This window comes from Natrinema altunense, assembly GCF_000731985.1.
Lineage (GTDB): Archaea > Halobacteriota > Halobacteria > Halobacteriales > Natrialbaceae > Natrinema > Natrinema altunense.
Genome location: NZ_JNCS01000004.1, coordinates 290366 through 315843 on the forward strand (window position 1 = coordinate 290366; position 25478 = coordinate 315843).

24 protein-coding genes are annotated in these 25478 nt (G+C 65.5%); 11 read left to right on the forward strand and 13 right to left on the reverse strand.

The annotated features are described in order from the left end of the window. Window positions 1-52: 52 nt before the first annotated feature. Window positions 53-1624 (reverse strand): DNA-directed DNA polymerase II small subunit, encoded by a 1572-nt coding sequence (locus ALTAJ2_RS10380; RefSeq protein WP_007110036.1) that lies wholly within the window; start codon window positions 1622-1624, stop codon window positions 53-55. A 158-nt stretch (window positions 1625-1782) separates the two neighbouring features. On the opposite strand from ALTAJ2_RS10380, the gene ALTAJ2_RS10385 reads away from it, so the two are divergent. Together ALTAJ2_RS10385 and ALTAJ2_RS10390 are read left to right on the forward strand one after the other, a co-directional pair. Beyond that, window positions 1783-2700, forward strand: coding sequence for a S26 family signal peptidase (locus ALTAJ2_RS10385; RefSeq protein ID WP_007110037.1), 918 nt, complete (start codon window positions 1783-1785; stop codon window positions 2698-2700). Window positions 2701-2764: 64 nt separating this feature from the next. Beyond that, window positions 2765-3724 carry a S24/S26 family peptidase gene (locus ALTAJ2_RS10390; RefSeq protein WP_007110038.1) on the forward strand — a complete coding sequence of 320 codons (960 nt, stop codon included), beginning with the start codon at window positions 2765-2767 and terminating at the stop codon, window positions 3722-3724. Window positions 3725-3959: 235 nt separating this feature from the next. On the opposite strand, the gene ALTAJ2_RS10395 is transcribed toward ALTAJ2_RS10390, so the two are convergent. Further along, window positions 3960-5744 (reverse strand): AAA family ATPase, encoded by a 1785-nt coding sequence (locus tag ALTAJ2_RS10395; RefSeq protein ID WP_007110039.1) that lies wholly within the window; start codon window positions 5742-5744, stop codon window positions 3960-3962. Window positions 5745-7075: 1331 nt separating this feature from the next. On the opposite strand from ALTAJ2_RS10395, the gene ALTAJ2_RS10400 reads away from it, so the two are divergent. From ALTAJ2_RS10400 to ALTAJ2_RS10415, 5 genes are all read left to right on the forward strand, one after another. Beyond that, window positions 7076-7714: an Era-like GTP-binding protein gene (locus ALTAJ2_RS10400; RefSeq protein ID WP_007110040.1), complete on the forward strand. Its 639-nt coding sequence runs from the start codon at window positions 7076-7078 to the stop codon at window positions 7712-7714. 6 nt (window positions 7715-7720) lie between these two features. Further along, the gene (locus ALTAJ2_RS10405) at window positions 7721-8122 is read left to right on the forward strand and encodes a DUF2073 domain-containing protein (RefSeq protein ID WP_006185008.1); all 402 of its coding nucleotides are present in this window, start codon (window positions 7721-7723) and stop codon (window positions 8120-8122) included. Then, window positions 8122-9081: an OapC/ArvC family zinc-ribbon domain-containing protein gene (locus ALTAJ2_RS10410; RefSeq protein ID WP_007110041.1), complete on the forward strand. Its 960-nt coding sequence runs from the start codon at window positions 8122-8124 to the stop codon at window positions 9079-9081. Before ALTAJ2_RS10405 ends, ALTAJ2_RS10410 begins: the two co-directional genes overlap by 1 nt. 351 nt (window positions 9082-9432) lie before the next feature. Beyond that, complete coding sequence (locus tag ALTAJ2_RS20490; protein ID WP_006185006.1) at window positions 9433-9522, forward strand: hypothetical protein; 90 nt, start codon at window positions 9433-9435, stop codon at window positions 9520-9522. Further along, window positions 9522-10304, forward strand: a complete 783-nt coding sequence (locus ALTAJ2_RS10415) for a DUF7089 family protein (protein WP_007110042.1) — start codon at window positions 9522-9524, stop codon at window positions 10302-10304. Before ALTAJ2_RS20490 ends, ALTAJ2_RS10415 begins: the two co-directional genes overlap by 1 nt. 114 nt (window positions 10305-10418) lie before the next feature. On the opposite strand, the gene ALTAJ2_RS10420 is transcribed toward ALTAJ2_RS10415, so the two are convergent. Next, complete coding sequence (locus ALTAJ2_RS10420; protein WP_007110043.1) at window positions 10419-10997, reverse strand: DUF7090 family protein; 579 nt, start codon at window positions 10995-10997, stop codon at window positions 10419-10421. Between the two features lie 336 nt (window positions 10998-11333). On the opposite strand from ALTAJ2_RS10420, the gene ALTAJ2_RS10425 reads away from it, so the two are divergent. Next, window positions 11334-12014 carry a class I SAM-dependent methyltransferase gene (locus tag ALTAJ2_RS10425; RefSeq protein ID WP_007110044.1) on the forward strand — a complete coding sequence of 227 codons (681 nt, stop codon included), beginning with the start codon at window positions 11334-11336 and terminating at the stop codon, window positions 12012-12014. A gap of 137 nt (window positions 12015-12151) precedes the next feature. Here ALTAJ2_RS10425 and ALTAJ2_RS10430 read toward each other — a convergent pair whose 3' ends face one another. Then, window positions 12152-12778, reverse strand: a complete 627-nt coding sequence (locus tag ALTAJ2_RS10430) for a DUF1684 domain-containing protein (RefSeq protein ID WP_007110045.1) — start codon at window positions 12776-12778, stop codon at window positions 12152-12154. Between the two features lie 136 nt (window positions 12779-12914). Next, window positions 12915-13151, reverse strand: coding sequence for a DUF7127 family protein (locus ALTAJ2_RS10435; protein WP_007110046.1), 237 nt, complete (start codon window positions 13149-13151; stop codon window positions 12915-12917). Between the two features lie 117 nt (window positions 13152-13268). On the opposite strand from ALTAJ2_RS10435, the gene ALTAJ2_RS10440 reads away from it, so the two are divergent. Next, window positions 13269-15644, forward strand: coding sequence for an ATP-dependent DNA helicase (locus tag ALTAJ2_RS10440; protein ID WP_007110047.1), 2376 nt, complete (start codon window positions 13269-13271; stop codon window positions 15642-15644). A gap of 15 nt (window positions 15645-15659) precedes the next feature. On the opposite strand, the gene ALTAJ2_RS10445 is transcribed toward ALTAJ2_RS10440, so the two are convergent. After that, the gene (locus ALTAJ2_RS10445) at window positions 15660-16157 is read right to left on the reverse strand and encodes an adenylyltransferase/cytidyltransferase family protein (RefSeq protein WP_007110048.1); all 498 of its coding nucleotides are present in this window, start codon (window positions 16155-16157) and stop codon (window positions 15660-15662) included. Beyond that, window positions 16154-16594, reverse strand: a complete 441-nt coding sequence (locus ALTAJ2_RS10450; protein ID WP_007110049.1) for a DUF7521 family protein — start codon at window positions 16592-16594, stop codon at window positions 16154-16156. Before ALTAJ2_RS10450 ends, ALTAJ2_RS10445 begins: the two co-directional genes overlap by 4 nt. 197 nt (window positions 16595-16791) lie before the next feature. On the opposite strand from ALTAJ2_RS10450, the gene ALTAJ2_RS10455 reads away from it, so the two are divergent. After that, entirely contained in the window at window positions 16792-18675 is a 1884-nt protein-coding gene (locus tag ALTAJ2_RS10455) for an SLC13 family permease (protein ID WP_007110050.1), read from the forward strand. 5 nt (window positions 18676-18680) lie between these two features. Here the strand turns inward: ALTAJ2_RS10455 and ALTAJ2_RS10460 are convergent, their stop codons facing one another. The 5 genes from ALTAJ2_RS10460 to ALTAJ2_RS10480 form a co-directional block, all read right to left on the reverse strand. After that, on the reverse strand, window positions 18681-18860 hold the full coding sequence (locus ALTAJ2_RS10460; protein WP_007110051.1) for a hypothetical protein: 180 nt from the start codon (window positions 18858-18860) through the stop codon (window positions 18681-18683). Between the two features lie 54 nt (window positions 18861-18914). After that, window positions 18915-19226 (reverse strand): hypothetical protein, encoded by a 312-nt coding sequence (locus ALTAJ2_RS10465; RefSeq protein ID WP_007110052.1) that lies wholly within the window; start codon window positions 19224-19226, stop codon window positions 18915-18917. A gap of 83 nt (window positions 19227-19309) precedes the next feature. Beyond that, a complete protein-coding gene (locus tag ALTAJ2_RS10470) occupies window positions 19310-20359 on the reverse strand; it encodes an ABC transporter ATP-binding protein (protein WP_007110053.1) in 1050 nt (349 codons plus the stop codon). Further along, entirely contained in the window at window positions 20356-22269 is a 1914-nt protein-coding gene (locus ALTAJ2_RS10475) for an ABC transporter permease (protein ID WP_007110054.1), read from the reverse strand. Before ALTAJ2_RS10475 ends, ALTAJ2_RS10470 begins: the two co-directional genes overlap by 4 nt. A 4-nt stretch (window positions 22270-22273) precedes the next feature. Next, window positions 22274-23353: a thiamine ABC transporter substrate-binding protein gene (locus ALTAJ2_RS10480; RefSeq protein WP_049900695.1), complete on the reverse strand. Its 1080-nt coding sequence runs from the start codon at window positions 23351-23353 to the stop codon at window positions 22274-22276. A 108-nt stretch (window positions 23354-23461) separates the two neighbouring features. Here ALTAJ2_RS10480 and ALTAJ2_RS10485 point away from each other — a divergent pair, with 108 nt between their 5' ends. Further along, window positions 23462-24583, forward strand: coding sequence for an AI-2E family transporter (locus tag ALTAJ2_RS10485; protein ID WP_007110056.1), 1122 nt, complete (start codon window positions 23462-23464; stop codon window positions 24581-24583). 100 nt (window positions 24584-24683) lie between these two features. Here the strand turns inward: ALTAJ2_RS10485 and ALTAJ2_RS20085 are convergent, their stop codons facing one another. Beyond that, on the reverse strand, window positions 24684-25430 hold the full coding sequence (locus ALTAJ2_RS20085) for a halocin C8-like domain-containing protein (protein ID WP_007110057.1): 747 nt from the start codon (window positions 25428-25430) through the stop codon (window positions 24684-24686). Window positions 25431-25478: the final 48 nt, after the last annotated feature.

Sequence of the window (25478 nt, forward strand, 5' to 3'; positions counted from 1 at the left end):
ATCGCGCTGGCGGCGAAGCCGTCAGCGCGATAGACCGCAGAGCAAAATTTCGTCAGGAGAACTTCTGGACCGTCACGTCCAGCGTATCCAGGTCGACGATCGGCGCGAAGCCGGCGTCGGGGTCGATGTTGACGCTCTTCTGGAAGTCGGTCTGGGCCTGCCAGCAGCCGGAGTTGATCGCGAGCACGTCGTGGTACTTGCCGAAGCCGAGCTTGTGGACGTGGCCAGTATGGAAGATATCGGGCACTTCGTCGATGATCAGATAGTCCTTTTCTTCGGGTGCGAGCCGGGTGTGACCCCCGAACTGCGGTGCGACGTGGCGCTTCTTGAGGAGGTGGTACATCGCCTTGTGGGGATCGTCGTAGCTGGCCTTCGCTTCGGGCAGTTCCGCGATGACCTCGTCCAGCGAGACGCCGTGATACATCAGGACGGAAACGCCCTCGAGAGTCACCATCGACGGATTACTCACGATCTGTGGGTCGTGTGCGGACATGATTTCCCGGAGTTCCTCGTCGAATCCGGGCTGGGGCTCGGCGAGTCGCACCGCGTCGTGATTCCCCGGGATCATGACGATCTCGATGTCGCCCGGGACCTTTTTGAGGTGCTCGCTGAACGCCTCGTACTGTTCGTAAATGTCGACGATGTCGAGTTCCTCGTCCTGATCGGGGTAGACGCCGACGCCCTCGACCATGTCGCCCGCGAGCAGCAGGTACTCGACGTGTCGGGCCTCGGGAGTGTGAAGCCAGTCGGCGAAGGCGTTCCAAGCGTCGGCCATGAACTCCTGGCTGCCGACGTGGACGTCGCTAATCAGCGCCGCCTGCACGTGACGGTCCGCCGTCGACGGCTCGTGGGTCCGGGGAACGTCCGGGAAGTGCATCGCGTCGACGAACGCGATCCCCGAATCGTCCGCCAGGGTCCCTTCCATCGCCAGCACCTCGTCGCAGAGCAGTTCCCCGACGAGGTCGGCGTACTCCCTGTCTTTCATCACGAGCCACGGAAACGTTCCCGTCGCATCCTCGAGTTCGATCAGCCAGTGACCGCTAGCGGTCGAGCGGATGTCGTTGACCAGTCCGACCATCGCCACCTCGCTGCCGCCCGGCATGTCCTGGATGGCCGTCGCCGGCCGATGGTTGACTCGGCCCCGCAGTTTCGCGCCCAGTCGATCGAGCCGATCACGGAAGACGGAGACGAAGTCGCTGTATTCGCCCGTCCCCGTGCTCTGGCCCGTCATGTCGCCGACGATCTCGAGCGAGCGCTGGGCAGGGTCGGCGGATCGGTCGGCGGACAAAGACCCCCCCGTTTCAACTGGAACTCCCCCGGTCGGTTCCCCGTCCTCGGGCGAGGAAGTTCCAGTCGAAACGGAGGGGGTCGAATCGGCCGGCGACGGTTCGGTCCCGGCGACGGTCTCGGCTCCGACCGCCCCGGCCGCGCCGCCCGTCGAGAGGGCCGCCTCTACGTGGTCGGTACGGACGACCAGTGCATCGTCCGGAATCTCCTCGAGGACGCGCTCGAGCGCCGCGTTCGGGTTCTCGGCCGCGGCGAGCCGCGTCACCGCCTCGCGTTCGGCGTTGTACCCGCGGCTCGTGAGTTCGCCGACGATCCGAGCGGGGGCCTCGAGTGGCACACCTCTCGCATTCGCGAGCGAGGCCAAAAGGGTAGCGAATGCCCCGCTCTCGACGGGCGGTTTCGCGGTACTCGAGTCGACGGGACGATACCGTACGCCCGTCGTGACCGGGGCGATCGCCGGAAGGTTGATACCCGGCTCGGAGAAACCGACTCCCAATGGACGGGCCTGACGGCGGTACGCGGGACGACGATCCGACCGGTCCCAGCGACGGACGCTCGGGACCGGACTCGGCTCGGCGAGCCGATCCCGGTGATCGCGCGGCCACGCCAACCGACCGTGCTCCCGACCGACGAGATCGAGCGACCGACGACGATCGCGGGAAACCGACCCACAACGACGGCGTTGCGATCGAGGACGGGATCGGTCGCTGGCTGCTCGAGACCGACGACTGGCGAGTCACGACGTGTCGGGACGTCGCAGCGAGTCTCGCGATCATCGCGACCATCGGTCTCCTCCTGTTCGCGGTCGGCGGAACCTGGCCACCGTTCGTGGCCGTCGAGAGCGGGAGCATGGAACCGAACATCCAGAAGGGGGACCTCGTTTTCGTCGTCGACGACGATCGGTTCGCCGGCGAGAACGCCGTCGACGGCACCGGCGTCGTCACCCTCGAGAGCGGGCGGGAAAACGGCCACGAGAAGTTCGCCAGTGCCGGCGACGTCATCGTCTTCGTCCCGAACGGCGATCCGACGAAGACGCCGACGATTCACCGCGCCCACTTCTGGGTTGAACGCGGCGAGCGATGGGTCGAGACGAAAGCCGATCCGGGGTCGTTGAACGGTGCGACCTGCGACGAGATCACCACGTGTCCGGCACCTCACGATGGGTTCGTTACCAAAGGCGACGCCAATCCCGGCTACGACCAACTGCCGCGCTCGGGAGCGGAGACGACGGTCGTCAGCCCTGACTGGATCACCGGGAAAGCGATGGTTCGGGCGCCGTGGATCGGAGAGCTTCGGCTGGCAGTCGGCTCGGCAGGCGCAGCGACCGGGTTGGGACCGACGGGTACCTTCGTCGCGACGGGCACGATCGCGCTCGTCCTGTTCGGGATGGCTGCCGGGGATGGCAGTCAATGAGACGATCGGAGAACGACCCCCGCGAACGGAAAGTTGATTTGACGGCCCGGCAAAACGAGTGACGATGAGCGGTTCTAGTGCCGGGTCACCCCCGGACGACTCCGGCGACGGCGATCGCGAGCGGGATCGAAGCGCCGGCGGTCCGCAAACGCCGCCTGCACCCGAGGAGCCGTCCGGAAACGCCGCCAACGCCAACGCCGACGACGGCGTGACGATCGAAGACGACGGGCTCCTGCGCTGGTTCCTCAAAACCGACCATGAGACCGTCATGGTGACGCGGGATATCCTGAGCAGCGTCGCCATCGTCGCCGTCGTCGGCCTCCTCCTGTTCGGCGTCAGCGGCATCTGGCCCCCGCTCGTCGCCGTCGAGAGTGGCAGCATGGAGCCGAACATGCACAGGGGCGATCTCATCTTCGTCGCGGACGAGGGACGGTTCGCCGGTGACGCCGCCACCGCCGGAACCGGCGTCGTCACCCTCGAGAACGGTCAAGGGAGCGGCCACGAGAAGTTCGGCAATCCCGGCGACGTGATTATCTACCAACCCAACGGCGATCCGGCGGAAACGCCGGTGATCCACCGCGCCCACTTCTGGGTCGACAAGGGAGAACACTGGGTCGATACCAAGGCCAGCGAGGAGATCGTCGGCGACGCGACCTGTGAGGAGGTCGCGACCTGTCCCGCAGAGCACGCCGGCTTCGTCACGAAAGGTGACAACAACGACGGATACGATCAACTGAGAGGAGCAGGTTCCAGAACCGACGTGGTAAAGCCCGAGTGGGTCACCGGCAAGGCGATGTTCCGGATCCCGTGGCTCGGCCACGTCCGCCTGACCTTCGACAAACTCCTCGGCGGAACGGCCGCTCCGACATCGCCCTCGAGTACGACCCAGGGATCGATACCGGCACCGGCCCCCGCCGGTCCGGGTGCGACCGGCTTCGGACCGGACGGGAGCCTCGCCGGGACCGCCGCCATCGCCAGTACCGGCGCCGGAGCCGCGGTCGCGATCGGCCGGCATCGAAACTGAACCGATCACCGACTTTCTCCACTCGGAATCCGCATCCGCCGCATCGCAGTTGCGTCACGGCTCGCGGCTTTGTCGCAGCCCGTGAGAACTCGAGTCGAAACGAAGGGGATCGGAACGCGATGCCGGAATACCGGCCGGTTGAATCGGGGCCGGAATGACGCTGGGATGCGGAAAGCGATGCTGAAGCGCTTGCAGCGAAAGCGAAGGGCGGACGGGATCGCGGACACAGCCGCGGTCAGTTTTCGAACCGCGCCTGAACGAACGGCTGGACGTCGTCGATGTCGCTCAGTCGGGAGTCGGAAAGCAAGACGGCCTCCGTCTCTTCGAGTGGAACGGAGAGGCTGATCTCCTTGGTCCGGCCGTACCGGCCCTTGGAGACGACGACGGCGTTGACGATCCCGAGCATGTCGAGTTCGCTGATGAGATCCGTTACCCGGCGCTGGGTCAGAACGTCCGCGTCGATCTCCTCGCACAGGCGCTTGTAGATGTTGAATACCTCGCCCGTGTTGATGCTGTGGACGCCGTTTTTCTCGAGGAGGATGATCGCGAAGAGGACGAGTTTGCTCTGGGTGGGGAGCGTCCGGACGACTTCGACGACGCGATCGAGTTCGATCTTGTCCTGAGCCTGCCGGACGTGTTCCTCGACGATCGTCTCGGCCTGGGACCGTTCGGCCAGTTCCCCCGCAGTCCGCAGGAGATCCAACGCGCGGCGCGCGTCGCCGTGTTCCTGTGCGGCGAAGGCCGCACACAGCGGGATCACGTCCTCGGAGAGCGCGTTCCCTTTGAACGCGACCTCGGACCGGTGCTTGAGGATGTCCCGAAGTTGGTTCGCGTCGTACGGTGGGAAGACGATCTCCTCTTCGCCCAGGGAGGACTTGACCCGCGGATCGAGGAAGTCGGTGAACTTCAGATCGTTCGAGATGCCGATGATCGAGACCCGCGAGTTCTCGAGTTCGGAGTTCATCCGCGAGAGGTTGTAGAGGGTGTCGTCGCCGCTTTTCTCGACGAGTTTGTCGATCTCGTCTAACATGATGACGACGACCCGCTCGTCGTAGTCGACGGCGTCGAAGAAGACGCTGTAGACCCGGTCGGTCGGCCACCCGGTCATCGGCACCTCCTCGAACGACTCCTTGTCGTCCTCGAGTTCGGCGATGCGGTCCTCGACCTCGGCGCGGGTCTCGAACGCCGTCGACTCGAGTGGATGATTCGGCGGGAACGCGGACGAATCGGTCGTGGCCTCGTCGTGACCGGTGCCGCCGGCGTCCCCTCGCCCGGTCTCCGACGGGGACGACGAGGAATCGGAGGCACCCGTCGATCCGTCCGGAGACCCCCCTGTTTCGACTGCAGAACCACCGGACTGAGCGCCGGTCTCGTCTCCACTTGAACCATCGGCGTCCGGCTTCGCGTCCGCGCTCGAAACGAAATCGAAGGGGTCCGACGCCGTCCGGTCGTCTGCACCCTCGCCCGGTGCGGTCGCGTCGGCACTGCGGCGCGCCGCGTCGGCGTCGTACTCGTCGATATCGTCGAGCAGCGACTCGAGTGTCGCGACGCGGTCGTCGATCCGCGCTTCGTTCTTCTCGATGAACTTGTTCGCGAGCTGTGCGAGCACGCGGTACTGGGTGTCGGTAACCTCGCAGTTGATGTACTCGACGTCGCACGGAACCGAGTACTTCTGTGAGGTGCTCTCGAGTTCCTTGCTGACGAACTTGGCGCTCGCGGTTTTACCGGTGCCGGTCTTGCCGTAGATGAGGATGTTCGACGGCGTTTCGCCGCGGAGCGCGGCGACGAGAATCGTCGCCATCTTGTTGATCTGATCGCTCCGGTGGGGGAGTTCGTGTGGGGTGTAGGACGGACGGAGAACTTCCTTGTTCTCGAAGATGGGCTCGCCGCTAAGCAGGTCGTCGAACAGTCCCTGATTCGACTCGTCGTCGCCGAGGTCGGCGCTCTCGAAGTCCGTCGAGAAACCGCTCGTTCCGTCGACCTCGTCCGAGCCAGTGATCTCTGAGTTGTCGTCTGACATCCGTCGTGCAGCACCCCCTTATTTCGAGTGGAACGCCGAACCGGGGAGCGGGAATACAGCGGTGTGGCGGCCTCCATGGCCGAATTTACCGTTCCAGATACCCGTTCCGGGTCCAGTTGATGCAAACGAAACAGAGGAAAACCATGGTAATAAAGTCTTCCCTTCCCCCCTCGTTGCCGACCGAAACGGGCGGTCGTTGCGGGACCGATCGACTCGTCGCGCTGGATTTCGAGTCGACGAAAAGCAGTTGGAAAGTCATCGAGTCGACTCAGGCCGATTCGTTCTGGCGGACACTCCAGCCAGTAAACGGGTTCGCGATTGCGAGACAGATCGGGGACTCAAACCGAACTGGAGATGAAGTGTGCTGAGTTGACCGTCGTTCTTGGAAGTCGTGACTAACGGGCTATCGGTCGCTGTATCTCTGTCATCTCTGCTTCGGCGTGGTGAGTTCAGTGGAGCGGTGCTTTGTCGTGGAACAGTGCTTCGGTGTGGTGGGACTCGACTCGCGACTTCAGTTATGATCGTCTCGATTGGATTGGGTTATGATAATACCCTCCAAACGGTGAAGGCGTCGAAATCCCATCCCCCCCACCCCTTCGTTTCAGGTGGAACCTGCCGCGAGGGTGGGTGGGGGTTCGACGGAATTTGTGACGGGAAGATTTATTTGGATCGGCTAGAAACAGTAACCGTAGTACTAGCAAACAAGAGATTCTTACTAGGCCTAGAATCTAATTTACTAGATCCTACTAGAACTGATTCTCAGTGCTATCTATATTACTAGATCGGCTTTTAGATTACTAGAACCGTTCGTATCGGCGAATACAGCATCGTAATGGGCCTGAGAACCGCCTCGAGTCGAAAAGCGGACCGATGTCCCCTCCGATATCGGTCGTCCAGTTTCTGTTCCAACCGACGGCTCCGTGGATCTCCACTCGAAACGAAGGGGTGGGGGGCTTCGCCCCTCTCGATTGGCCTCCGAAATATTGGTATGTGATATAATCCCACTACCGACTGTCGATCGGGCGCTACCGGGCCGACGTCATCTCGACGGTCGCCGGCGTCCGATGACGGTCTTCGGTTGCCGTACACTCCCTTTCCTGTCCTGTCCTGTCCTGTCCTGTCCTATCCTGTCCACTCGCTGTCCTGTCCACTCGAGACGAACTCCCGGTCACCCGCTCGACGACGGATTCCGAGTGTACGTCGGTCTCGCATACAGTCTCGGATCGCACTAACTCCATTTCGTCGAATTGTCTACACGTCTGACGTAGGCTTAAGTGAGTTCAGTTTGTAGTACGCGCAGATGCACCCCGCGGTGCTGGAGGCCTCTACAGATGGGACTGTTCACAGAACTCAAAGATAGTATTTCCCGGGCTACGGACCGCCTGTTTTCGGAACAGGAGCCCAAACGAATCGGTATTTACGGGCCGCCGAATGCCGGAAAGACGACGCTCGCGAACCGTATCGCGCGTGACTGGACTGGTGACGCGGTCGGTGCGGAGAGCCACGTCCCCCACGAGACACGCCGCGCACGCAGGAAAGAAAACGTCGAGATCGAACGGGACGGCAAGACGGTGACCATCGACATCGTCGATACGCCGGGCGTGACGACGAAGGTCGACTACGAGGAGTTCACCGACGAGATGGACGAAGAGGACGCGATCCGCCGCTCCCGCGAGGCGACCGAAGGCGTCGCCGAAGCGATGCACTGGCTCCGGGAGGACGTCGACGGCGTCATCTACGTTCTGGATAGCGCGGAGGACCCGATCACGCAGGTCAACACGATGCTCATCGGGATCGTCGAATCGCGCGATCTCCCCGTGTTGATCTTCGCGAACAAGACCGACCTCGAGGAATCGAGCGTCAAGCGGATCGAGGACGCCTTCCCACAGCACAAGACCATTCCCCTGTCCGCGAAGGAGGGCGACAACATGGACGAAGTGTACGACAACATCGCCGAGTACTTCGGGTGATTACCGATGCCAAAAGCAACTAACGCGGACGACTCGGACGCACCCGACGGCGTACAGATCGACCTGATCAGCGGCGAGCGAATGGCCGGAATGGCGACGATGGAGAAGATCAGGATGATCTTAGACGGCGTCCACGACGGCAACATCGTCATCTTGGAGGAGGGGCTGACGCCCGACGAGGAGAGTCGCCTCATCGAAGTGACGATGGCCGAAATCAGTCCCGACGAGTTCAACGGGATCGAGATCGAGACCTACCCCAAGTCGGAGACCCGTGACTCGTCACTGCTCGGTCGTATTATGGGGGGCGACGAGACGGAAGCGAAGCTGACGGTGATCGGGCCGGCGAACCAGATCGAGACGCTCCACAAGGACGAAACGCTCATCAGCGCGCTCGTGTCCCGTAACTAATGCCACATCAGTGTACGAACTGCGGCCGGACGTTCGCCGACGGTTCCAAGGAGATGCTGTCGGGGTGTCCGGACTGCGGCGGGAACAAGTTCCAGTTCGCGCCGACCACGGCGGCCGCAGCCGAATCGTCCGGCGGAGCGGGGGCTGACGGCTCCGGATCGGTCGATACCGCAAGCGACTCGGCGGACGCGTCCTCGTCCGAACCGGACAACGTCGCGACGCGCGCCGCGGAGACCGTTCGCGACTGGGTGTCGGCCGATTCCGCCGACGACTCGAGTCCGGAAGCCGCCGAACAGCCGCTGTCTGCCGGCTCGACGGCAGCCAGGGAGTCGGACCGACCCTGGCCCGCGAGCGACGATATCGACAGTGGCGATTCGGAGCCGCCATCGGACGGCGAGTTCGAGGAGTGGCCCGAGACGGCCCGACGACCCGAGGACCGGTCCGGATCGCCGACCGAGTCGACCGGCAAAGGCTCCGACGAGCAGTCCCACTCCCGAAACCCGTCGGACCGGCCATCGAGCGGTCCGACCGCGACCATGGCGGACGACGAGAACTCGGCACAGGCCGACGCCCGTAGCGAAGTCGTGCCCTCGGACGATCTCCCTACACACGCCGAGCACTCCGATAAGGGCGGAGCGGAGCACGACGGCGATGCGGGCAGCGTCGCCGGCCAGCATAGTGAAGCCGAGACCGGGGCCGGCGTCGACTCCGACGACGCCGACCGACCTCCGGAACACGGGCGCGTCGTCAGCGAGCCGAGCGGGCAGCGCCCGTCGATCGAGGACCTCCGGGCGGAACTCAACGAGCAGTTCGAGAGCATCAAGATCGTTCGGCCGGGACAGTACGAACTCAACCTGATGGAGCTCTACAACCGGGACGAGTACATCATCTCCCTGCAAGAAGACGGACGATACGTCATCGACGTACCGGAGTCGTGGCACGACGACGAGGACGACTGAGCCACCGCTCGGTCACTCGGTTTGCCTCCCAGCACGGCACGGGTTGCCTCCCAGCACGGCATCGGTTCGACTGCAGTAACCCAGTTCTCGAGAACGCTTCCCGCTACTCGTTCGTCCGTCCACGACCCCTACCTGTTTGTCCGTCCACTCCCTCTACCCGTCGTCCGTCCACGCGAACCGACCGCCTCAATGGGGACGAACCGGAGGGGCCGATAGTCGCGAGAACGCGACCGCGACGGACGGACGAACCGCGTGAACTCGCGGGGACCGAAACGGGCGCTGACGGATGGCAGAGCGGGAAGCGCGACCGAGACAGATGGATTTAAGCGACGCGGAGACAACCCACCGGACATGAGCACCGCAACCAAGGTCGTTCTCACCACGGTCGCCGTATCGGCGCTGCTGTCGATCCTGCTCGTCTTCCAGAACGCGTTCGCCTGATGTTCGAGGCTCGTGCGCTCTCGGATCGAGTCGAGGCCGTCCGGCAGGCCCACGCGCCCGACGTCCAGGTCCTCGACTGCGAGCGCGACTTCGAGACGCTGAACCCGGCAGTCGCCGAGGATCTCGGCCTGATCGTCGACGCGCTCGAGCCAGCGAGCTACCCCGCGGCCTGGCTTCCCGAGGACGCGCCGACCCTGCTCGCTCGCTACGCGAGTTCGGACCTCACCGTCGGGATGCCGGGCGACGGGAGCGTCGTCTGGACCCGCCAGACCGATCCGCCGATCGTCCTCGTCAAACCCCGCGTCGAGGGGTCGCCCGACTCGTTCGTCGATTTCCTGCTCGCCGAGGCGCTCGTTCAGGTCGATCTCGAGGTGCCCGAACACTTCATCGGCTTCTTCGAGGCGACCTATCCGGATCTCGATCGGGCGGTCGCGCTCGACCCGAACGATACCTACCAGATCGCCGCGGCACTGTTCGACGGCTGGGTCGGGCTTCGGACGCGCGCGGTCTTCGCGAACTGGCACGACGACCACCCGGAACTCGCCGCCGCGTGGCAGGACGCCGGGACCCGACTCGAGGACCGGGTCGCCGGGCTCCCGCGTGCGGTCGCACGCGGTGAGACCACGTTCGGCGATGCGACGGAGCTGGCGTGTGCCGCGCTCAAACACGCGATCGAGTTGCCGGCTCCCTTCGCCGCGCTCGATACCGAGGCGTATCTTGACCACGGCCCGGAGTACGCGATTCGGTGGGCCGAGAAAACGTTCGACTCGCTCGAGGAGTAACCGCCGAGGCGCTCGAGTCGTGCGCGGCTCGCCGTCATCCAGCACGGGCCACTGCCGTTGATGCCGTTCGCCGATGTCTCGCGGAGACCCGACACTCGACTACTGGGTGCCGGGTTAGAAGTCGGCGTCGACGCTGCCGTCCTCGTCGAGATCGATGATCCCGTCGAACAGGGCGCGGAACTCGTCGACGACCGCCTCGTCGTGGGGCTCCTCGGAGAGGTGAAAGAGGCCGACCGCGTCGTGTTTTTCGAGCAGTTCGAGAATCCGCTCGACCGCCTCGAGGGCGTGATCGTCGCCGGCGTAATAGGCGAGTTCGGTCACGGAGTCGAAGCTGATGCGGAGTTTGCCGTCGTGCTCGTCGAGGAAGCCGTCGATGTGCTCGACGATACCGTCGACGTCGTCGGGTGCGGCGACGTAGTGGACGGTCTCGGAGGAGCGCCGCGAGTAGCCGCGTTCGATGCTGAGCGTGTCCAGGATTTCGGCGCGCTCCTCGTCGACATCGTAGTGCTCGAGTTTCTGTCTGACCTCGCGAGCGGTGGTTCGCGTGGAGACGACGAGGAAGTTGTCGGTGTCGATTTTGAGGAAGTCCGTGTCGATACGGTCGGTTTCGCCGGTGCTCGGGTGTAAGAGGAGCATCCCGGTTCCGCCGGGAACCGTTTCCGGTGTCCCGTCGATTGCAAGTGTGTAATCCATAGTGCCGTGAACAACTTTGGGAACTCCCTTAAGCGTGCGGATGTGTCTCTCGGGGGAAGGTAGCGTCGGAAACGGAGGAAGGGTCTGAAAAACTGGCGAGGGGTGGGACAGCGCGACTCACCGAGCGTCGAATCGAAATCCGGATGCCCACGGACTTCGATCACCGACCCTTCACTCCATATGTTTTAGGCTAGCCTAAAGAATCTATCGGTGGTTCTCATCGCAGTGAGAACGGTCGCCCGGTTCGGCCCCGGGGTCTACTCGATCCGACCCGGTTCCGACGAAAGTCGTTTCGATGCGAACGCGTTTAGGGCCGCGGCGTTCACGGGTTTGTATATGAGCGTTCGCGAGGAGTTCGACGACTGGGCCTCGAGCGGCCGGGACAAGGGCATGGAAGAGCGCCACTGGCACACCGCAAAACATGCGCTCGCGCGGATGCCGATCGAACCCGGCGATACCGTTCTCGATCTCGGCTGTGGGAGCGGCTACGCCGGACGCGCGCTGCGCGATACCAAAGACGCCGGTCGCGTCTACGGACTCGACGGTTCCCCCGAGATGGCGCGCAACGCCGCGGGGTACACCGACGATCCGGTCGTCGGCTATCTCGTCGGTGACTTCGACGAACTCCCCTTCGCCGACGACTCGATCGATCACGTCTGGAGCATGGAAGCGTTCTATTACGCGGCCGATCCCGACCACACGCTCGCGGAGATCGCTCGAGTCCTCCGACCCGGCGGCACCTTCTACTGTGCGGTCAACTACTACGAGGAGAACGTCCACTCCCACGAGTGGCAGGAGTTCATCACCATCGAGATGACCCGCTGGGACCGCGAACAGTACCGCGATGCCTTCCGTGCTGCGGGGCTCTCCGTCGCCGAACAGGATACCATTCCCGACCGCGAGATCACGATTCCCGACGTGGCCGAGTTCCCCACGGAGGACTGGGATACCCGCGAGGACATGGTCGAACGCTACCGCGAACTCGGGACGTTGCTCACCGTCGGCGTCGCTCACTGACGCGTCGGCGTCGTCTATCGACGGCCGCCCCGTCAGCGAAAACCCCCCGGTTTCCACTCGAGACCGAGAACCACACGGGACAGGACGTACGGACGCCGATACCTCGAGTCGAAACGTACCTCTCCGGTGACGACCGACTACTCGTAGCGTTCGCCGGCCGGGATCGCTACCTCGAGCCAGTTTTCCTCGGGCGGGAGCGGACAGTCAAACGTGTCGCTGTAGGCACAGAACGGGGAGTACGCGAGGTTGAAGTCCACGACGATCTCGTCGCCGTCCTCGAGTTCCCGATCCGGTTCGAGTTCCATGTATCGACCGCCCTGGTAGGTCTGCTGGCCCGTCGTCTTGTCCCGGAACGGGACGAACAGCGGCTGTTCGTTCGGACTCTCCTGCCGGTAGGCCGCGAGCGCGACGGTGCCGTCGTCGAGGTCCTCGTCCTCGCGCGCTCGCGGCTGATCGCCGCTCGCGGATACCGAGGCGCGTGGCGCCTCGCGATCGAGTTCGAACTCGAGCGTGGCGACGCGGAGGTACCGCATCTCTCGGCCCGCGGTGGTGTCCATCAGGACGACCTCGGGATCGTCGTGGACCGTCGCCGTCGCGGTCACGCGGTAGGTCGGATTGGGAGCGAAGTACTCGAGTCCCTCGAAGCCGTCCCGCGCGTCGGGCGGGATCGGCGACTGGGGATGCTCCGCGAAGAACTCGTCTTTCTCGGCGCGTTTCGACTCGAGGTCCGCGCGCCAGCGGTCGACGTCGATCGAATCGCTCATGGGCGGAGTAGACGACGGATCGGGGAAGGCGTTGCGCTTCGGTCCCGTTTCGAAACGCCCGTCGCTCCGAATCCGGTCGAACCCGTCACCACAGTGGTCTCGTCCTCGTCGAAGCCGTTCGTAGCCGGTTGGGACGTTACTCCTTGATCGTGAGCACGCCGTTGCGCCCGGAGACCGCACTCGCCTCGGGTGGGAGTTCGAACTCGAATTGCTCGCCGTCCGCCACGATGATCGCGGTCGAGCCGACGATATCGACCGCGATGTCAGCGGCCGAACTGCCGAAGTCGACCGCGATAACGCTGCCGTCGCCGTACTCGAACGTGCGGATGACCACGTCCTGTCCGACGTTCTCGAGTGATTGGGGAACCTTCACATGGTGCCGTAGGGACTCAGCTAAGTAAAGGGTCACGCTGCCAGCAACCGATGGCGACCGATGGCGCGCGCTCCAGTCCGTCAACGCTATGGACGGCCGACGACGAGTACGGGAAGAATGACGAATTGGCGGACGGTGTTCGGCCACGCCCAGCCCTACGACCCGCAGGTCGACGGCATCGAGACGGCTATCGATACCGGACGGGAAGGCGGGTACACCGTCATCGAAGGGGCCTGTGGCACCGGGAAGACGATGATCGCGCTCACCGCGGGGATCGACCTCGTGCGCGATCCGGACACCGACTACGAGCGCGTGCTCGTGCTGACGAGCGTCAAACAGCAGCTGCGCCAGTTCGAAGCGGACCTCGAGACGATCAACGAGAACCTGCCCGCCGACTGGGACCCGGTTTCGGGACTCACGCTCGTCGGGAAGGCCGACGTCTGTCCGTACAACCGTGAGAACGCGGCGGGGATCGACGACGGCACCGTCTACGATCGCTGCGAAACGCTGCGGGATCGCACCCGCGACCTCACCGGCGAGGGCGGCGATACGACGGCGAAAAACCTGGCCACCCGCGCCCGAAGCCAGCAGATCGGGCTGGCTGACAGCGGTAGCCAGTCGAAGAACACGTTCCTCGAGACCGCGGGCGAGCCCACGCCGTACCCGCCCGACCTCCCCGAGTACGGAGAGGGTGGGCCCGTCGGAGCCGAAACGGAGTACTGCCCGTTCTACGCGCAGTACCTGTCGGACTTGCCCGACGACGAGGAAACCGGATCGGCTGCCGAGGCGGTTCCCTACGACTTCACGGACGCGGGGATGGTCACGCCCGAGGACCTGGTCGCCCGGTCGGTCACGCACGGCACCTGTCCCCACTCCGTGATGGGGGCCGCCCTCGGCGAGGTCGAGGTCGTGATCGGGAACTACTACCACGCCTTCGATCCCCGAACGGTCGGCTCCTTCACCGGCGCGCTCCTCGACGAGTCGACGTTCGTCGTCTGCGACGAGGCCCATATGTTGGAACCGCGCGTCCGCGATCTCGTCAGCGACGGGGTCGCCGACCGCACCCTCCGGGACGCCGAAACCGAACTCTCGCGGGTCATCCAGCCGATCAAGTTCGAGCGCGAGGGTCGGCAAGCCGAAGGCGGCTCGAAGACCGCCGACGCCGACCTCGTCCGCGGGGAACTGAACGATAGCGACGTCACCTTCGAGGAACTCAATCGAACGCTCGAGTTCGTCCGGGACCTCCGCGAGGAACTCGATCGGCGGGTCACCGCACACCTCGACCGGAACTACCGGGGCTGGCAATCGAACCTGAACGACCTTCACGACGCGGAGATCCCGCTCCGCGACCCGGGCGACCCCGCCGAGGACGAACTCTCCGAGTGGGCCAGGGAGGCGGGCTACGGCGACGCCGACTGGGTCCGCGCCGAGGCCGTCGGCGCGATCGTCGAACGCGTCCTGAACGAAGCCGAAGACGAGGATCGAACCCGCGCCGCGCCCGCCGTCGGCCGCGTGCTCGGCGAGTGGTATCGTCGTGGCCACACCGACTACTTCCGGGAGATCGAACTCGAGCGGACGTGGGACGACACCGAGCCGCCGGAGTCGTGGCGGCGGGCCTACAACGCCCGGCTCGCCCTGCACAACTGCGTGCCAAGCGACGCCATCGGCGACCGACTCGGACACTTCGGCGGCGGCATCCTGATGAGCGCGACCCTCGAGCCGATGGACGCCTTCACCGAGGTCACGGGGCTTCAGTACCTCGCCCGCGAGGAGGACCGACCGGTCGTCGAGCGCCGGTACGGCCTGCACTTCCCCGCGGAGAACCGCGAGAGCTTCGCGGTCGCCGCGCCGAAGTACACCTACGACAATCGCGGCAGCCCGGGAGAAGACAATCCGACGCGGCGATCCTACGCCGATGCGATCGCGACGGTCGCCCGCCTCCCCGGCAACGTCCTCGTCGGGATGCCCAGCTACGCCGAGGCCGAGTGGGCCGCCGGGACCCTCGAGGACCGGGTCGAGAAGCCGGTCCTGCTCGACGCCGCGAGCGACGACGAGACCACGCAGTCGCTCAAAGACGAGTTCTTCGCGGGCGCGGGGAAGGTACTCGTCACGAGCCTCCGGGGGACGCTGACCGAGGGCGTCGACTACAGCGGTGATCGACTCGCCGCTGCCGTCGTCTGTGGGGTCCCGATCGTCAACACCTCGAGTCCGCGAACCACGGCCGTGCGCCGGGCCTACGACGACGCGTTCGGCGACGGCTTCACGTACGCACTGACCGTTCCCGCAGTCCGGAAAGCCCGGCAGGCGATCGGCCGCGTCATCCGCAGTCCCGACGACGTCGGCGTTCGCGTCCTGCTCGACGAGCGCTACGCGCGCGAGAGTTGGGATTCCGTTCGGCCGTACCTTCCCGACGACGGCGAGTTCCAGACGGTGAGCCCGGACATGCTCGACGTCGGCCTCGAGCGCTTCCGACCGCGGCTGTCCTCGCAGTAACGGCGACGGGAGCCGTCAGTCGTCGGCGTCGGCTTCCAACTCGACCGGCGATCGCGATCCGGTCCGTTCCCGGTCGGCGATCGCCCGTTCGACGATGTCGCTGCTCCCGTACAGATCGTCGCCGGTCGGCTCGAGTCCGCCGGCCCGCTCGACGCGACAGTCGATCCCCCACGCCGCGAGCAACTCTCTGACCGCCTCCTCGTCGTGGTGCTGGTCGTGGCCGAGGACGAGTACGTCGGGATCGATCTCGCGGATCGGGACCGAGAAATCCGTGGGATGTCCGAGCCGAGCCCGATCGACCGCTTCGAGGGCCGCGACGGCGTCGCGGCGCTGCTCGTCCGGGAGGACGGGGTCGGGCTTGTGGGCGACGCTCTCGGCGCGGGCGACGACGACGTGGAGTTCCTCGCCCGCAGCGGCGGCTTCCTCGAGGTAGTGGACGTGGCCCGGGTGGAGGAGATCGAAGGTCCCCTGTGCGACGACGCGCGTCGGCCGTTCCGTCGATCCGTCGGTCATAGTGAAATCTCAGTCGTAACGCTCATATCGCTCGTTTCGGCGTATAGCGAGTACAGCAAGATAACGAATCCGACCGCAGTGACCGCGCTCTGGAGGGCGATCCCGAGCCCCACGGCATCGCCGACGAGGTGTATGCTGCCGCCCAGCACCGACCCGCCGACGATGAGGCCGACGCCGATGGCGACCGTCCGCAGCGCCGTGGCACCGGTTCGTCGGAACGCACGGTCGGCTAGCAGTGCGATTGCGCCTCCCGCCAGCACCGTCGTCGTGTTCGCGATTGCGATGACGAGCGCGTAGTCGTTCATGATCGTCTCCGGATCGGCGTCGACCGCTCGCCGCGTCCGATTCGATCGCGCGAGCACCGCGGACCGACCGCAGTGGGCCGGCTGACTCGAGCAGCGGACGCCGTCGTGCGCGTTCGTGTTCGGAGCAGTCACTTGAGTGTCCCGTCCGGTTCCCGCGCCAAAGGAACTCCTCCGAAGATGTTCACGAGTCGGGAACGCGTCTCGAACCGGGGCCTTCAAGCGGAACGGTCCGAATAGCCGTACTGTCAACCGTGTCTGGATGTCCTCTCCCGGGTATCGGGGCCGTGCCGCTGGCCGCCGAGTCAGGTACTCTCACCGTGACCCCCCAGATGCTGGTCGTGTTCGGGATCATCGCCATCGCGCTGGTGCTGTTCATCACCGAGTGGCTGCCAATCGATGTGACCGCCATCCTGATTATGGTGTTGTTGATGGTGCTCGGGGCCGACGGCGTGGTGAACGCCACCGAGATCTCGACGGCCGAGGGGACGTCGGGCTTTTCCAGTTCGGCGACGATCACCGTGCTGGCGATGCTGATTCTCAGTTCGGGGATCAGTCAAACGGGGGTCGTTCAGATACTCGGCCGCAAGATGGCCGCGTTCGCCGGCGACGACCTCGACAAACAGCTCCTGGCGACGATCGGCATCAGCGGCCCGATTTCCGGCTTTATCAACAATACGCCGGTCGTCGCCATCCTCGTTCCCGTCGTCTCGGATATCGCCCACAAGGGGAAGACCTCGCCCTCGAAGCTCCTGATCCCGCTGTCCTACGCCTCGATGTTCGGCGGGATGCTCACCCTGATCGGCACGTCCACGAACATCCTCGCGAGCGACGTCAGCGCCCGCCTCAGCACCGAGTATCCCGAACTCCACCAGTTCTCGATGTTCGAGTTCACCAAGCTCGGGATCGTCGTCCTGGTCGTCGGGAGCATCTATCTCATGACCATCGGCCACCGGCTGCTGCCCGAGCGCGTCCCCGTCGAGGAAGACTACGTCCAGGAGTACGCGATCGAGGAGTATCTGACCGAGGTCGTCGTCGACGAGGACTCGCCGATCGTCGGTACGACCGTCGCGGACGCGATCGACCACGTCGAGTTCGACGCCGACATCCTGCAGGTCGTCCGCGACGACGAGGAGTTCATCGAACCGATCGCGCAGAAGACGATTCGCGAGGGGGACCTGTTGCGGCTGCGCGCCGACCGCGACACCGTCCAGCAGTTCGTCGACCGGGGGACGCTTACGCTCGCGGGCAACCCGCGGACGGACGAGGAGTTAGAGCCCGACGAGGTGGCCGACCGAACCCTCGTCGAGATCGTCGTTCCGCGGGGCTCGTTCCTCGTCGGCGAATCGCTCGAGACGTCGACGTTCCGCCAGCGCTACGACGCGACCGTGCTGGCGTTTCGCAGCCGCGGGGAGACGGTCCGCGATCACATGGAGGAACGCCGGATTCGGGTCGGTGACACGCTGTTAGTCCAGGCGGCCCCGAACAGCATCGACCGACTCTCGCAGAACGACGATTTCATCGTCGCGCACGAACCCGAGGAGCCGGATTACCGAACGGAGAAGATTCCCCACGCAGCGGCGATCATGGCGGGCGTCGTCGGCTTCGTCGCCGTGCCGTGGGGGACGGTCGGTGCCACCCTCGCCGGGCTGACGGGCGTCGGCGCGTTCGAGGCGCTGTCCGCGCTCTCCCTGCCGATCCTCGTGACCGCACTCGCCGGCGTCGTCGCGATGGTCGCGACGGGCGTGCTCAAGCCGACGGAAATCTACGACGCCGTCGAGTGGGACGTGATCTTCCTGCTGGCCGGCATCATCCCGCTGGGAATCGCCCTCGAGCAGACCGGCGGCGCGGACCTGCTCGGGAGCCTCGTCGCCACGACCGGCACCTATCTACCGGCGCTCGGTGTGCTTTGGGTGTTCTACCTCGCGACCGGGCTCATCACGGGCGTCATCTCCAATAACGCGAGCGTCGTGTTGATGCTCCCGGTCGCCGTTCAGACCGCCGATCAGATCGGCGCGAACCCCTTCGCGTTCGTGCTCGCGGTGACGTTCGCGGCCTCGACCGCGTTCCTCACGCCCGTCGGCTACCAGACGAACCTGTTCGTCTACGGCCCCGGCGGCTACAAGTTCACCGACTTCGTCCGAGTCGGCGCACCGCTCCAGTTGCTGCTCTCGATCGTGACCGTCCTCGGCATCAATTTCTTCTGGGGGCTGTAGCGACGCTACTCCGCTCCCGTCGTCCGCTCTTCGTCGGACTCGTCGGGTTCGCCGTCGTCCATCTCTTCCTCGATCGGCGGTTCGTCCTCGTCGTCCCGCTCGAGTGCCTCCTCGAGTTCACGCTCGCGCTGGCGCGTGTCGGCGTCGTCGGCCTGCTCGTCCCGACTCTCTTTGGTGTCTCCCATGGTACGCCACACGGCGGCGGCCGGGATAACCCTGTGGCATGCCATTACGCGGCATTACCGGGACCCGATCGGGCGATACGGCCGGAGCGCCGCTGCGTTCGGGACGACCCGAACGAGCGTCGACGCGGGCGTGTACGCCACGCGGTTGGTCGGGGACTTCGCGGCGGTGAGTTTCCAGAACCCTGGGGAACCGAACTGTAGTTTACACAGCCCGCGTTCGTCGGTTCGTGTCGATTTCGTCTCCGTCGAGACGACGGCTCCCTCGACGGGCTGTCGCCGGTCGTCGCGGACCCGGACGGTCGTTTCGGTACCGACGTCGACCTCCCGCCGCCCGACGTCGATCCGGAGCTGTCGAGTGATCTGCACGTGAATTGCTACCAGTGCCGTCCGGAAAAGAAATCACCTGCGTGTTCCGGCATGCCGAGCGGCTCCGGTAGGCGGGGTCCGAATCAGTCCCGATCGATGACGTGTGCGTCGTCGGGCGCGAACCCGACGGTAAGTTCGTCGCTCTCGGGGACGTCCGGAAGCTGGAGGACGATCCTGCGACCGTTCCATCGGCCGTTGACCCGGACGGTTTCCCCGAGGAACTCGCTGGTTTCGACGGTCACCGGCAGCCGGTTGTGATCGGCAGCCTGCGAGAGCGCTCCCGGTCGCACGCAGAACGTGACGCGATCGGTTCCGTCGGGGATCGCCGCCAGCGAGAACGTCTCGCCGTCGATAGCTACCTGCGGGTACTCGCCGTTCCGGCCCCGTGCGTCGCCCTCGAAGACGTTGTTGTCGCCGACGAACTCGGCGACGAACCGCGTCGCGGGCTCCCGATAGATCTCCTGCGGTCGTCCGACCTGCTCGACCCGGCCGTCGTGCATGACCGCGAGCCGATCCGAAATCGCGAGCGCTTCGGCCTGATCGTGGGTGACGTAGACGGTCGTGATCCCGAGTTCGGACTGAATCCGCGTGACTTGCCGACGCAGCGACTCCCGAAGCTGTGCGTCGAGCGCGCTCATCGGCTCGTCGAGCAAGAGCAGGTCCGGTGCCGGCGCGAGCGCGCGAGCCAGCGCCACTCGCTGTCGCTGCCCCCCAGACAGCTGGTCCGGGTCGCGGTCGCCCATCCCCTCGAGATCGACCAACTCGAGCAGTTCCGTCACGCGGTCGTCGACCGTCTTACCGTCCGGTGGCTCTCGGAATCGAAGGCCGTAGCCGACGTTCTCGGCGACGGTCATGTGGGGGAACAGGGCGTAGCTCTGGAAGACGACCCCGACATCCCGCCGTTCGGGCGGCACGCCGGCTACCCCACGCCCGTCGAAGCGGATGGCCCCATCGGTCGGTGCTTCGAAGCCGGCGATCGTTCGCAGCGTCGTCGTCTTTCCGCAGCCGGAGGGGCCGACCAGGGTGAAAAACTCGCCGTCGCGAACGGTGATGTCGACGTCCTCGAGCGCGCTGGTCCCGGTTCCGTCTGCCCCGTAGACTTTCGAAACGTCCTCGAGACGGAGTTCGGTCATTGCTCGAACCTCCCGCCGACGCGGTCGACGACGACGAAACTCGCGGCCGTGACGACCAACAGCACGGTTCCCATGGCGATCGCGGGCCCGGAGCGGCGGCCGAGATAGCGCTCGACGGCGACGGGCATGGTGTAGGTCTGGCTCCCGCTGGCCAATAGCACCGTCGAAGAGAACTCGCCGATCGAGATGGCGAAGGCGAAGGCCGCGCCGGCGACGATCCCGCTGGCCACCAGCGGCAACTCCACGTCCCGGAGGGCGCGGTACCGGGAGGCCCCGAGCGCACGCGCGGACTCGACCAGTGCCGGATCGAGCGTCGACAGGAGCGGCGAGACGTTGCGCGTGACGAAGGGGTACGCCGCGACCGCGTGGGCGGCGACGATCGCGACCCCTCCCGTCACCTGAAACCGCCACCCGCCGGGCAGCGAAACGCCGAAGACCAACCCCTGTAACAGCCCGAGCCCGAACACGACGCCGCTGACCGCCAGCGGGAGCATCGCCAGCGTATCGACGATCGTGCCGCCGCGACCGGCTCGGACCGTCACGACCGAGACGACGACACCCATCGGGACGGCGACGGCCAGCGTCGCGACGCCGAACAGCAGCGAGTTCCGGATCGCGATCCACGGTAACGTCTGGTACGATGCCCCCTCGAGCTGGCGCTCGAGCAGGAACGCGTAGTGGGCCAGCGTGAACCCGCTCCCGTCGGTCACACTCCCGACGACGAGACTCGCCAGCGGGCCGACGAAGACGACGAGGGCGACGAGCCCGTAGCCGACGATCGCCAGCCGGCGTGGCGACAGTGCCGTCCGGAGATCCGGGAACAGCGGTGTTCGGGACGGCGCGGTAGCCGCTCGAGCCAGGCCGGACTGGGCGGACTCGTACCGCAGGTAGGCGTAGGTCAGGGCAAGCGAGAGGAGCGTCTCGAGGACGGCCAGCGTCGCCGCCTCGGAGTACGCGAGCCGGCGGACCCGATCGTAGATCCAGACTTCGACGGTCGCGAGCTGGAGTCCGCCCAGCGCGAGCACGATGGGGAACGTCATGAAGGTGAAAATAAACGTCAGCAACGCGCCCGTCAGGACGGCCGGCAAGAGCTGCGGAACGACCACGTCGCGGAACGCGCGACGGGGACTCGCCCCGAGACTGCGTGCGGTTTCGACGCTTCGGGCGTCGACGGATTCCCAGGCGGCGACGGTCACGCGAGCGACCAGCGGCGCGTTGTAGAACGCGTGGGCGACGATCACGATGGCGAGCGGGTTCCACTCGATGAACGGGATCGGCCCCAGTCCGAGGATTCCGAGTCCCTGATTGAGCGTTCCCGTCCGGCCGAACATCGCGTAGAAACCCACGGCGACCATGATCCCCGGCAGCACGAACGGGAGGATCGTCAGCGAACGCAGCGTTCGCCGGCCCCGGAACTCGTAGTTCGCGAGGACGTAGGCGGCGGGCAGCCCCAGCGCGACGCTCGCGACCGTCGACAGCGCGGCCTGATACGCGGTAAAGCCGAACAGCCCCTTGCGGATCGGCGGTATCTCGAGAGCGAGCCACGGGACGGGCAGCGAAACGCCGGGAAGCGGGGACTCGAGCGACACGGACACCGAAATCGCCCCGAGCCAGCCGCCCAGCGACTCGAGGTGCGTTCTCACTGCCAGCGGCTCCGCAAAGACGTCCGCGAGGACACCGACGTAGAACGGATCGGTGAGGACCGCGCGGAAGAACGAAAGCGTCGCCGCGCCGTCGTCGACCACCGCCTCCACGAAGACGACGCCGACCGGCAGGTAGAGCATAACGGCGAGGACGCCCGCCGTGACGAGCGTCGTCAGCGCGAGCGCGCGGCGCTCGAGCCAGCGGCGAACGTCGGCGGATCGCCGTCGCAGCCGGGCTCCTCGCTCGGACCGGTTCGGTCGAGACACGGGCCTACTGGCTGGCGAACTCGCGCGCCCAGTCCTCGATCCAGCCGTCGAGGTTACCCCGAAGGTCGTCGTACGTAAACGCAACGGGCTCCGCGGGTGCGTGGGCGTACTGGGCGAAGCTCTCGTCGAGTTCGACGTGGTCGTCGGCGACGGCGGGGAACTGGACGTTTCGCCGCGCGATCTCGGCCTGTGCCTCGCTCGAGAGCACGAACGCCATGAAATCGGCGGCGAGATCCGCCTTGTCACTGTCGGCGAAGATCGCCATGCCCTCGGGGTTCTCGTACCCTTGCTCGTTCGGAAACGCGATCTGATGTCTGGTGAGGTCGGGCTCGTCGCCCGTCGCGTGGAACACCTGATCGGTCGAGTAGGAGACGATCATCGGCCGCTCCTCCTCCGCGTACGATCCGAAGTACGACTCGCTCCATCCATCGAGGATCTGGACGCCGTTGTCCCGGAGCGCTCGCCAGTACTCGAGGTAGCCGTCGGCGCCGTACTCCGCGATGGTCCAGAGCAGGAACGCCAGCCCCGGATCGGACGACTGGGCGTTCTGGGTGATCAGGGTATCCTCGTACTCGGTATCGAGCAACGCATCGAGCGACTCCGGCGGGGCGAGGACGCTCTCGTCGTACACGAGACTGATGTAGCCCGTATCGTACGGGAGCACGCGGTCGTTGGGATCGCCGAACGTGAGATCGTCCCGGAGCCGATCGACGCCCTCGATCCGGTCCCGCTCGAGCGATCGGAACAGTTGCCCGTCGAAACTGTCGTCGACACGGACGAGTTCGTCGATGTTGAGACCGAAGTAGACGTCCGCATCGACGGCGTCCTGTCGTGCCCGTTCGATGTAGGTGTTGATGCCGTTTTCGGGCACCGTCCAGGAAATCTCGGCCTCGGGATACTCCGACTCGAACGCCTCCTTGAGCCACACGCCGGCGGGGTCCCCTTCCTCGACCATCGAGGGGTAGGTCGCAATGCGAAGCGCATCGCCGTCGCCGCCTCCTGGAGTACTGTCGCGTGTCAGACAGCCTGCGACGCCGGCGACCGTACTCCCACCGACCGCGCCAACGAACGTTCGTCGTCTCATTACCGGGTGGTTGCACTGGGTAGTCTTAAGATCCGTGATCGGCGTCGTTTCGTTCCAGTGCCGCCATCAGAGCCGAAAGACTTTATCGTCCGGGTGAGACGCACCGCTGTGACAGGATCCTCGAGCGGAACGGCGAGTTCGAACGGCCGGCGACGATACGTCCTCGCGGGAATCGTCGTCGCCCTCGGCGTCCTCACGGGCGGTATCCTGCTCGACGTTCTCGGGACGATCCTCTTTGCGCTCACCGTCGCCTACGTCCTCATGCCCGTCCAAGGCTGGCTCGTCAGGCGCGGTCTCTCCGAGTGGACCGGCGCGCTCGCGGCGACCGTCGTCGGCTTCGTCGCCGCTATCGCGGTCTTCGCGCCCATCGTCGTCGCGCTGTATTTCCGCATCGAGCAGGTGCTCGACGCCGTCGAGGCCCTCCCTCGGGAGCTCTCCGTGACGGTGCTCGAGGCGACGCACACCGTCGAAGCCGGGGAGATACAGGCGCTCGCGGTCGACTATCTCAGCGACGCCGCGACCTCGTTCGCGCTGGCGTTGCCAGTGCTCGGGATCAAGTTCGCGTTGTTTATCGTTCTCATGTTCGGCCTCCTGCTCAAGGGTGACGAAGCGGGTCGGGCCGCCGTCGCGCCGATCCCCCACGACTATCGTGATGTCGTCTACGCGCTCACCAAACGAGCCCGCGAGACGCTGTACGCGATCTACGTCCTGCAAGTCGCGACCTCGATCGCGACGCTCCTCGTCGCGTACCCACTGTTCCGACTCCTCGGCTACGAGGCCGCACTGACGCTTTCGATCATGGCCGCCGTCTTGCAGTTCGTCCCCATCATCGGTCCGAGCATGCTCATCGCCCCTATCACGCTCTACCACGTCGCGGTCGGCGACCTCGTCGCGGCGACCCTGATCGGCGTTTTGGGACTCGTGTTCGTGGCCTGGCTGCCCGATATCGCCGTCCGGCCGCGGCTCTCCCGTCGGTCGGCCGGCCTGCCCGGCAGCCTCTACTTCGTCGGCTTTACCGGCGGGCTCTTTACGCTCGGCCCGATCGGCATCGTCGTCGGCCCGCTGATCGTCGCGGTCTTCGTCGAAGCCGTCGACCTGCTCGCCGACGAAGTCAACGGTGACGCGACGTTTACCGAACTCGTCGAGGCCGACGACCAGGAGCCGCCAAACGGGGCTGCCGATACCGAGACGACGTTCGAGGAATCGAGTTCGCAGGCTGCCGACGACTGACCGGAAGCGGTGGTGATCGAGCCGTCCCGCTACCGGATAGCCGTCCGCCTCGCGTCGTTCGCTCCGCAACGGAGGGTTCGAACTCGTCGCGGCGAGCCGTCTAACAGAGCCCCGCTCGATTACAGGCCTCTTTGGCGACCGCGTCACCGCAACCGCTGTACTCGTCGGCGACGGTACAGACGATTTCGACGAAGCCCAGACAGCTGAGCCCCGCGACCGGAATGGTGATACCGAGGAGCCCACAGATGAATCCACCGGCGGCACTACAGCCGATAGTACAGACCTGACCTGCGGCGTATTTACAAGCGCTACAGCCCGTGATGTCGATATCCGCCGGCGTGGGTGCGGCGTTCGAGGGACTGCTCTCGTCGATGTCGATCTCGCTGTTTTGCGCTTCTCGGATCGCGTCCGTATCGACGGCAATGACCGTCGCTCCGTCGGACGTGGCTGCGGACTGCACCCCGTCGGTTTCCGACGCGTTCGTGGGCTCGAACCGGTGAACCTCGTCGAGGACACCGTCGTCGGTTTCGTAGTAGTAATCGAGGTTGGCGACTTCGATCTCACCGGTTTCGGGATTGCGACCGATGACGATGCTGGCCTCGGCAGCGTCCGTCAGGTTCTCGAGATCGTATTGGACGACCTCTCGAGCGAAGTCCTCTCCCCGGGCGTAGCCGGCAACGATGCTGTCGGCATCGGATCGGATCTGCGCGCCGTCGGCTCGGGCGCGCTGTGCGAGTTCACGGAACGCGGGCGTCTTCGCGAGTTCGCGGGCGAGCGTTCGTTTCTCGGTGCCGGTGAGCAGTTTCGGTTCCTCCGCCTGCGAGAGGCTGTCCGCTGCGGCGGCCATTCCCGTCGATCCGGCAGCGAATAGCCCAGCAGCACCGACGGTTTTGAG